Here is an 8,584-nt window from a genome sequence, read left to right on the forward strand (position 1 = left end):
TTAACCCCAAAAATATGACAAAATAAACCTGCGGGCTTTTGTCATTAGTGCACGAAAAATCGAACGAACGCATCCTTCCAACCCGCATAGGGCGCGTAACGGAAGGGGGCATCAAAAAACGTCGCTTTAGACACGATGCTCTTCTTGTGGCTAAAGATGTCAAAGCTCTCGCGGCCATGGTACTGGCCCATGCCGCTCTCCCCCATGCCGCCAAAGCCCATATGGCTTGTGGCGAGATGCATGATGCAATCGTTCACGCAGCCGCCGCCAAAGGGCACATAGCGGGTAAAGCGCTGCTGCACCGCACGGTCCTCGCTAAAGATATACAGCGCAAGCGGCGTGGGACGGTCCATAATAAAACGCTCGACCTCGTCCAAACTTTTATAGGTGATGACTGGCAATACAGGACCAAAGATCTCTTCCTGCATCACGGCGTCAACGCTTGGATCCACACCATCGAGAATCGTTGGCTCGATCTTAAGCGACGCCTCGTCCGCGCGGCCGCCCAGCACAACCTTGGCGGGGTCGATAAGCCCGCGCACGCGATCGAAATGCTTGGCGTTGACCATCTTGCCGTAGGCAGGGTTGCTCAGCGCATCCTCACTATACATGGCGCGAACGCAACCTTTGAGAGCCTCGAGCAGTTCGTCGTGCACGCGCTCGTCCACCAGCAGATAATCGGGCGCCACACAGGTCTGACCCACATTGAGCCACTTGCCAAAAGCGATACGACGCGCTGCCACCTTGATGTTTGCCGAGGCGTCCACGATGCAGGGGCTTTTGCCGCCCAGCTCCAACGTAACAGGCGTGAGGTTTCGACTCGCCTGCTCCATCACAAGCTTGCCTACGCTCACGCTTCCGGTAAAGAAGATCTTGTCCCAACGCTGCTCCAGCAGGGCCGTATTCTCGGCACGACCGCCCTCGACTACGCGCACCAAACGCGGGTCGAACGCCTCTTCGCAGATCCGACGCAGCACCGCGCTCGAGGCGGGCGCATAAGCGCTCGGCTTGAGAACCACGGTGTTGCCCGCGGCAAGGGCACCTGCCAGCGGCTCGAGCGTAAGCAAAAACGGGTAGTTCCACGGCGCCATAACAAGCGTCACGCCATAGGGCACGGGCTGGACCTTGCATACGCTCATGGCGTTCGCGAGGTCGCAGGGGCGCAGGCGCGAGCGGCTCCACGACGCAACATGGGCGATCTGATGGCGAATCTCGGCAAGCGACGTGCCAATCTCGCACATATAGGCTTCGCTATGGCTTTTGCCCAAGTCGGCATAGAGTGCAGCGGCGATGTCGTCCTCATGCGCCCGCACGCTCTCCAGCAACGCACGCAAGGCGGCCTTGCGTGCGGAGACATCAAACGTAGCGTGCGTCTTGAAGTAGCGACGCTGCTCCTCGACGATCGCGGCTATTTCTTGCTCGAGCATGCGGCAACCTTTCGTTCGGCGGTGCGGGCAACTCGCGAGGGTCGCTCTGTGCTTCGGCGTTGTCCCTCGCCTGCGCGCACTGCGGGCTCATCGGCAAAATGGCCGCCCGCAACCACGCGATACATGCTCGCAAGCTGCTCGGCGTCCATCAGCCTAGGCACAGGATACAGCGGATTGGATTCTGCCGCAGCATGCGCTGCCATCGACGGTACGTCGGCAGCGTTTATGCCTTCAAGATATCGCGGGATTCCCAAGCGCGCATTCATGTTGTCAATCCACGTGATAAATGCCTGCGCCGCCGTGTGGTCATCTGCTTTTGCAGGGGCAATGCTTGCATTGCGCGCCAACTCGGCAAGCTTGGGCTCTGCGACCGGGCCGTATGCGCGCAACATATGCGGAAGGATTACGGCGTTTGCAAGGCCGTGCGGCATGCCATAGCGGCCGCCCAAGCTGTGAGCGATTCCGTGCACGTATCCCACGTAACTACGCGTAAAGGCTATTCCAGCTTGATAGGCGGCCTCGAGCATATTTGCGCGAGCCTCGATATTCTGCCCGTTTTCGTATGCCTCGAGCAGGTTGTCATGAATCAGGCGCACGGCGCGCTTTGCCGCCGCGCGCGTATAGGCGTTGGTACTGCGCCCGATGTAGGCCTCCACCGCATGGGTGAGAGCGTCCATGCCCGTCTGGCCCGTAATGGAGGCAGGCAATCCGCAGGTGAGGCGCGGGTCGTGCACGGCATAGCGAGGGATGAGCACAAAGTCGTTGACGGGGTACTTGTAGTGCGTTTTATCGTCGGTAATCACGGCCGCAAGCGTTACTTCGCTCCCCGTTCCCGCCGTCGTGGGAACGGCAATGAGCAACGGCAGGTGACGATGCACGCGCAAAAGGCCGCGCATCTTGTTGATGGGCTTGCGCGGCTGAGCGATACGTGCGCCCACGCCCTTGGCGCAGTCCATGGCCGAGCCGCCGCCAAAGCCGATGATGGCGCGGCAGCCGTGCTCGCGGTACAGCGCAGCGGCTTCCTCTACGTTAGAGACCGTGGGGTTTGCCTGGGTATCCGCGTAGATCGTGCAGTTGATTCCCACCTGCGCGAACGTGGCCTCGAGCCCGCGAGTCAAACCGAGCCTGGCGATGCCGGGGTCCGTCACCAGCAAGACCGAGCCGATGCGCTTGTCGGCCAGTACCTGCGAAACCTGATCGGTCGAATACATAATCTTGGGTTCATAGTACGGAAGGATCGGCATGGCAAGACGAAACACGGTCTGATAGATACGGCACCATGCTTTATAGGCTTTGTTCACGGTCTTCTCCCTGGTTGTTCTTTGGGTCAAGCTGGCGAAATCTGGCGAACAGGGGGCAGCCATCCCTCCCTCGTTGATGCCGGCTCGCTGTGCTTCTCAAACATTCGTTAACGAATCAACATTCAAGCCAGCCGATTGTAGTTCTTTAGCTGCGTCGATATTGTTAACTCATTAACATTTTATGACATTCTTAAAAATCTTTTTGAGAATTATTCCTATTACTGTTTAAATCTCGCTGAAGTTGTGCATAATGGAATCGTCAAGCGGGAGCCGGAGAGGAACCTAACAGGGCCGGCGAACGCACTCTGTGACCAAAGGAGATTATTATGAAATTCGTATGCCCCGTTTGCGGTTATGTTGAAGAGTTCGATGGTGATCAGCTGCCGGAGGATTTTAAGTGCCCCCAGTGCGGCGTTCCCGGTTCTCGTTTTCTGAAGCAGGATGAGGGTGGCTTTACCTGGGCTGCCGAGCACGTTGTGGGCGTTGCCAAGGAGGGCGTGCCCGAGGACATCGTCGCCGACCTGCGTGCAAACTTCGAGGGCGAGTGCTCCGAGGTTGGTATGTACCTTGCTATGGCACGTGTTGCCCACCGCGAGGGCTATCCTGAGGTTGGCCTCTACTATGAGAAGGCCGCCCATGAGGAGGCAGAGCATGCCGCCAAGTTCGCCGAGCTTCTGGGCGAGGTCGTGACCGACTCCACCAAGAAGAACCTCGAGATGCGCGTTGAGGCCGAGAACGGCGCCACCGCTGGCAAGACCGATCTTGCCAAGCGTGCCAAGGCTGCCAATCTCGACGCCATCCACGACACCGTGCACGAGATGGCTCGCGACGAGGCCCGTCACGGCAAGGCCTTCGAGGGCCTGCTGAAGCGCTACTTCGGCTAAACCAAACAAAAAATAACGCTATAAGCGTTGATGGGAGGGGTTTCAAGCATTGAAACCCCTCCCATTTTTCAAAACTTTTCGAAATAGGTACCCTAAAACAAAAAAGTAAAGTAGACGAAATATTAAACCCCCTACTTTCCTGGGGTTTTGTTATTAAAAATCACGGTCTACTTTCCAAGTTCAATTTAGGGTACCTATTTCGAATTGTTTTGTTGTAGTAGCATTTATTTTATGGTCTGCAATGCCTAAAACTCCCCCAATGTCGCCCAATCAATAAGTAATTCGCGCCTCAGCTCGTCCTCGCGGGTCTTCATCGCATCCGTTTTGGGCCTATAAGGATAGCCGAGCTTATTCGCAAGCATCTCTGTCACGGTATGGAAGCTTTCTTTATCGGACATCTTCTTGAACGTGAGCAAAACTACGTCGTATCCCATGCTTTGCAGCGCGGTCACCCTGTCTGCATCTCGGATGCCAGCATCAAGTTTGCCGTGCTCGATGGCGCCCTGACATTCAACTATCACCGAACGGCTGCCATCCGCAGACACAAAGTGCAGGTCGGCGTACACCTTCTCTTTATCCACGATCTTTTTTGCCTTCTGATCTAAAGCAATCTCATAGTTGTTTTCAAAACAAGATAGACCCTCGCCGCCCAGGCGCCGCGAAAGACCAAACAACATAGAAGCCTGCACCTCGAACGGAGAAGCCGTAACGCCGCTTACTTGCCTTGCTGCATTGAGCAGCTTCTTTCCTCCGCGAAGGCTCCGATTGCTTTCTGCATAATCCAGGAGATCATCTATCTGAATAAGAGGCGGACGCTGCCACAAATTAGTCACTTCGCCCTTCTGATTAGTTGAACGCTTCCAGCCAAAATCCCCTGGCAGCTGATGTGATGCATAGGCATCTTTGAGCGCTTTTTCCATCGGGTCAGAAGGCTTAAAGACCGCAAAGGTGCTGCACATCTCATATGCCATCATGACAAGTTGCATCTCACTTGCACACGGAGCAACTGTAAGCAGAGTAAATAGCGGCGATGTGACTTGAACCCCGTGATCTGTTTCCCATATTGCCTCGGATGGAAGTTGCCCAGACCAGAGATGGCGTTCAAGCAAAGTCCCGTGCGTCACCGAATTCCTGCAATAGACCAGCGTATGCAACGGGAAGCCCAGCACATGATTCACCAAAAGATCCTGGCGCAATCGCAGCCGCTGACGGTCGCAATCTTCATCGGGAATGGGCGGACACAGTACAAGGATCTGCGGCGGAATCCGATGATAACGAAACGCGGATATGTTGGAAAAAACGTAGGACATGGCACCAAGATACTCGCCTGGCCCGCAATATTTTGACGTATTTGGGTTTTCGACAGCAATTCGAGCAACGGCAAGATAGTGCCTCTGAGCGGCGAAAACCTTACAGAATTGTCCTTAATTTTTCTGCAAGTTCTCCCCCCATTTCTTTCTCGAGCATCAAATACTGAACCACAAGGTGACGTATGCCGTCATCGACCCCATGTTCCGCACACCAAAGGTGGTCGGCGAGCGCAGAGACACATCCTGTGGGCATCCCAAGTACCCGCAGCAACTCGCGCTCATCAAGATCCGTCTCGATGGCCAAGACCGCATGGAGGCCGGCGTCGGCACCCTCAAGGCGCACTCGGCCCTCCAAGCCCGCCTGAGCGATCGCGACCACCAGAGCGTCGCGCGCATCCCGAGCGCGCTTGCGCACGCGCCGCACATGCCGCTCGTACTCCCCTGTCTCCAAGAGATGCGCAAGCACGATTTGGTCGATAGAACTCACCGTCGAAGCATAGAATCCCAGCTCTTGCCGATACCGCTCCATCAACCGGTCCGGCAGGACCATATAGGCCAAGCGCAATGCCGAAGAAAGGCTTTTGGAAAACGTGTTGGTATAGATCACGCAACCTGGCGCATCAATAGCTGTAAGCGGTGGGATTGGCTTGCCAGCCAGACGAAACTCGCAGTCAAAATCGTCCTCGATAAGGTAACGGCCCGAGCGCTGCGAGGCCCATCTGTTTTTCACAACAACTAAATTTAGGATTTCACGACTAATTTCTTTCGGGTTTCACCGTTTTGCAAAGGTGCCGCACCCTTTCTTCGCTAACTGTCCGATCTTCCCATCATCAAGGCTTCCTCGAACCTTCTGCTCTGCCCGCCGAACTCAACCAGCCGACCATGATGCATGATCCTGTCAATCGTCGCCGTGGCCAGGTGCGCGTCTCCCAGCACAGTGCCCCATTTGCCGAACTCTATGTTGGTTGTGACGATCATGCTCCTCGTCTCGTACGTTGCCGACATCACCTGGTAGAGCAGCCGAGCGCCCTCGATGTCTATCGGGATGTAGCCGTACTCNCCATCCAAGCAGGGCATAGCGCCGCGCGATGGAAGTCACGCGGCCCGTAGGGAACTGGTGCGATGGCATAAGGTGCAAGACATCGACACCGCTCTTTTCGAGTTTGTGCAAATCCGGTCCTTCCGCATCGAGCGGAATATGGCACACGTCGCAGCCGCACGCCTGGTAAATGCGCGTAAGGCGAAGATAGCCCGGATCCTCCACGGCGTAGGTCTTCTCGCGGCCCAAAAGCTGCACCAACATGGTATCGAGCAGCTGTGCACCGGCGCCAATCACGATAGCCTCGGGGTCAACATCCATTCCGCGCGATCCGCGCAAATGCGCCGCAATCGCGCGGCGCAGACGGGCCGTTCCCTGCGCCGGCGCCGGCGCAAACAGTTCGCGCTCGCTTTCGCTCGCAAGCACAGTCTTGAGTGCACGCTGCCAAAGGCGGGAACCATCGAGCGACGTTTTTGGCAGGTCGGATACCGGCACAAAAGCACGGCCGGGCGCAACGCTCCCGGCATCGCGATCCGCCGCATCCTTGAGCCGGGGCACAGTTGCCGCCCGCGGTAGCTCATTGGCAAAATATCCACGGCGCGGCTCCGATCGCACAAACCCCTCAGCAACAAGCTGGTCATATGCGCCCTCACCGTAATAACGCTTATGCCCAAATGCTGCGCGAGCCCGCGCTTCGATGGCAGATGCTCGCCCGCCACAATAGACCCCGAGAGAATATCATCTCGAATTCGCTGGTATAGATACTCGTAAAGACTGACAGGCCCACGTTCATTCAAGTCGTAATCGAGCATGTATCCTCCATCTGACCTTATCAGTTTTTGCAATCTGACCTTATTCTGACCTTAAAAAACAATTACGCACCTGGTCATGTTTATTTCCCTAGAAACCTTATAGGATATTCGCCCAAGCAAGCACCAAGCCCCCGCAGCATTCCGCGCGGACTCAAAGAAAGGAACCGCTATGCCTCAAACACAAACCGCGGCCGAGCGCGTCAAGCTCAACCGTCAGCTCGCCCAGATGCTCAAAGGCGGCGTCATCATGGACGTCACCACGCCCGAGCAAGCACATATCGCCGAGGAAGCGGGCGCCTGCGCCGTCATGGCCCTCGAGCGCATCCCGGCAGACATCCGCGCCGCCGGCGGCGTGAGCCGCATGAGCGACCCCGCCATGATCCGCGGCATCCAAGAGGCAGTGTCCATCCCCGTGATGGCAAAGTGCCGTATCGGCCACATTGTGGAGGCCCAGGTGCTGCAGGCCATCGACATCGATTACATCGACGAGTCCGAGGTCCTCTCCCCCGCCGACAACGTGTACCACATCGATAAAACCCAGTTCGACGTGCCCTTTGTGTGCGGCGCCCGCGACCTGGGCGAAGCGCTGCGCCGCGTGGCAGAGGGCGCCACGATGATCCGCACCAAGGGCGAGCCGGGCACCGGCGACGTTGTGCAGGCCGTGCGGCATATGCGCAAGATTCAAAAGCAGATTCGCGACGTTGTGGCCCTGCGCGAGGACGAGCTGTTCGAGGCCGCCAAGCAGCTTGCCGTCCCCGTTGAGCTGCTGCGCGAGGTCCATGCTACAGGCAAGCTCCCTGTCGTGAACTTTGCTGCAGGCGGCGTGGCCACCCCGGCGGATGCCGCACTCATGATGCAGCTGGGTGCCGAGGGTGTCTTTGTGGGATCGGGCATCTTTAAGAGCGGCAACCCCGCCAAGCGCGCTGCCGCGATTGTCAAAGCTGTGGCAAACTTCACGGACGCAACGATGATCGCCAAGCTTTCCGAGAATCTGGGCGAAGCCATGGTAGGTATCAATGCCGATGAAATCGAGCTCATCATGGAAGAGAGGGGCAAGTAAGCCATGGCATGTGCCGTTCTTGCCGTTCAAGGCGCCTTTATCGAGCATGAGCAACGTCTGCTCGAGCTGGGCGAAGACTGCATCGAGCTGCGCCAGGCAGCAGACCTTGCCCGTCCCTTTGACCGCCTGGTGCTGCCCGGGGGCGAATCCACCGTGCAGGGCAAGCTTCTGGAGGAGATCGGTATGCTCGAGGGCCTGCGTGCCCGCATAGAAGACGGCATGCCCACACTCGCCACTTGTGCCGGACTCATCTTACTTGCGCGCGACCTTGCCGCTCACGACGATCGAGGCACACCGCGCCTGGGCACAATGAACATCACGGTCGAGCGCAACGCCTATGGCCGCCAGCTGGGAAGCTTCCATGCTCAGGCCGAATGCGCAGGCATGCCAGACGTTCCCATGACATTTATTCGAGCCCCCTATATCGCCAAGGTGGAGCCCAGCGTTGAAGTCCTTGCTCGTGTGGATGGACGCATCGTCGCCGCACGCGAGGGCTCACAGCTCGCCGTCGCCTTCCACCCCGAGCTCGACGATGACCTGCGCATGCATCAGCTTTTCCTGCAGATGTAAAACCCAGGGCGTGAACCACGCCGCACAGGCACTAAAAAATGGCGCCCTTGGTTGTTACGTACCGAGGGCGCCATGCGTTTACGCTCGAGCGCTTATGTCGCGAGGCGAATTAACGATCGAAACGACCGCCGCGGTTGCCGCGGAAGCCGCCGCCGTTACCGCCACGACGGTCGTCACGGCC

General features: G+C 57.5%; 8 protein-coding genes and 2 pseudogenes. 3 read left to right on the forward strand and 7 right to left on the reverse strand.

Annotated elements, in window-relative coordinates:
* Positions 1-44: 44 nt before the first annotated feature.
* Positions 45-1,427, reverse strand: a complete 1,383-nt coding sequence (locus BQ9843_RS07180) for an aldehyde dehydrogenase (RefSeq protein ID WP_075844465.1) — start codon at positions 1,425-1,427, stop codon at positions 45-47.
* Positions 1,409-2,728: an iron-containing alcohol dehydrogenase gene (locus tag BQ9843_RS07185; protein ID WP_083647989.1), complete on the reverse strand. Its 1,320-nt coding sequence runs from the start codon at positions 2,726-2,728 to the stop codon at positions 1,409-1,411. Before BQ9843_RS07185 ends, BQ9843_RS07180 begins: the two co-directional genes overlap by 19 nt.
* Positions 2,729-3,054: 326 nt before the next feature.
* Between BQ9843_RS07185 and BQ9843_RS07190 the strand changes: the two genes are divergently transcribed.
* Positions 3,055-3,612, forward strand: coding sequence for a ferritin family protein (locus BQ9843_RS07190; RefSeq protein ID WP_075844466.1), 558 nt, complete (start codon positions 3,055-3,057; stop codon positions 3,610-3,612).
* A gap of 245 nt (positions 3,613-3,857) precedes the next feature.
* Here the strand turns inward: BQ9843_RS07190 and BQ9843_RS07195 are convergent, their stop codons facing one another.
* The 5 genes and pseudogenes from BQ9843_RS07195 to BQ9843_RS08990 form a co-directional block, all read right to left on the reverse strand.
* The gene (locus BQ9843_RS07195) at positions 3,858-4,922 is read right to left on the reverse strand and encodes a hypothetical protein (protein WP_143327646.1); all 1,065 of its coding nucleotides are present in this window, start codon (positions 4,920-4,922) and stop codon (positions 3,858-3,860) included.
* Between the two features lie 100 nt (positions 4,923-5,022).
* The gene (locus BQ9843_RS07205; protein ID WP_075844469.1) at positions 5,023-5,652 is read right to left on the reverse strand and encodes an aminotransferase class I/II-fold pyridoxal phosphate-dependent enzyme; all 630 of its coding nucleotides are present in this window, start codon (positions 5,650-5,652) and stop codon (positions 5,023-5,025) included.
* A gap of 77 nt (positions 5,653-5,729) precedes the next feature.
* The gene (locus BQ9843_RS07210) at positions 5,730-5,999 is read right to left on the reverse strand and encodes an ATP-binding protein (protein ID WP_075844470.1); all 270 of its coding nucleotides are present in this window, start codon (positions 5,997-5,999) and stop codon (positions 5,730-5,732) included.
* A gap of 94 nt (positions 6,000-6,093) precedes the next feature.
* Positions 6,094-6,576: pseudogene (locus BQ9843_RS08945) on the reverse strand (aminotransferase class I/II-fold pyridoxal phosphate-dependent enzyme); the annotation flags it as partial.
* A 14-nt stretch (positions 6,577-6,590) separates the two neighbouring features.
* Positions 6,591-6,773, reverse strand: a pseudogene (locus BQ9843_RS08990) (GntR family transcriptional regulator); the annotation flags it as partial.
* Between the two features lie 169 nt (positions 6,774-6,942).
* On the opposite strand from BQ9843_RS08990, the gene pdxS reads away from it, so the two are divergent.
* Together pdxS and pdxT are read left to right on the forward strand one after the other, a co-directional pair.
* Positions 6,943-7,833: a pyridoxal 5'-phosphate synthase lyase subunit PdxS gene (gene pdxS, locus BQ9843_RS07225; RefSeq protein ID WP_075844472.1), complete on the forward strand. Its 891-nt coding sequence runs from the start codon at positions 6,943-6,945 to the stop codon at positions 7,831-7,833.
* A 3-nt stretch (positions 7,834-7,836) separates the two neighbouring features.
* Positions 7,837-8,403 carry a pyridoxal 5'-phosphate synthase glutaminase subunit PdxT gene (gene pdxT / locus BQ9843_RS07230; protein WP_075844473.1) on the forward strand — a complete coding sequence of 189 codons (567 nt, stop codon included), beginning with the start codon at positions 7,837-7,839 and terminating at the stop codon, positions 8,401-8,403.
* Positions 8,404-8,584 lie beyond the last annotated feature (181 nt).

Origin of the sequence: Collinsella bouchesdurhonensis (genome assembly GCF_900155365.1) — a bacterium.
GTDB lineage: Bacteria > Actinomycetota > Coriobacteriia > Coriobacteriales > Coriobacteriaceae > Collinsella > Collinsella bouchesdurhonensis.

Coding starts and splice junctions, on each gene's coding strand:
- BQ9843_RS07190 (WP_075844466.1), top strand. CDS start 3,055: ATGAAATTCGTATGCCCCGTTTGCGGTTATGTTGAAGAGTTCGATGGT.
- pdxT (WP_075844473.1), top strand. CDS start 7,837: ATGGCATGTGCCGTTCTTGCCGTTCAAGGCGCCTTTATCGAGCATGAG.
- BQ9843_RS07195 (WP_143327646.1), bottom strand. CDS start 4,922: ATGTCCTACGTTTTTTCCAACATATCCGCGTTTCGTTATCATCGGATT.
- pdxS (WP_075844472.1), top strand. CDS start 6,943: ATGCCTCAAACACAAACCGCGGCCGAGCGCGTCAAGCTCAACCGTCAG.
- BQ9843_RS07180 (WP_075844465.1), bottom strand. CDS start 1,427: ATGCTCGAGCAAGAAATAGCCGCGATCGTCGAGGAGCAGCGTCGCTAC.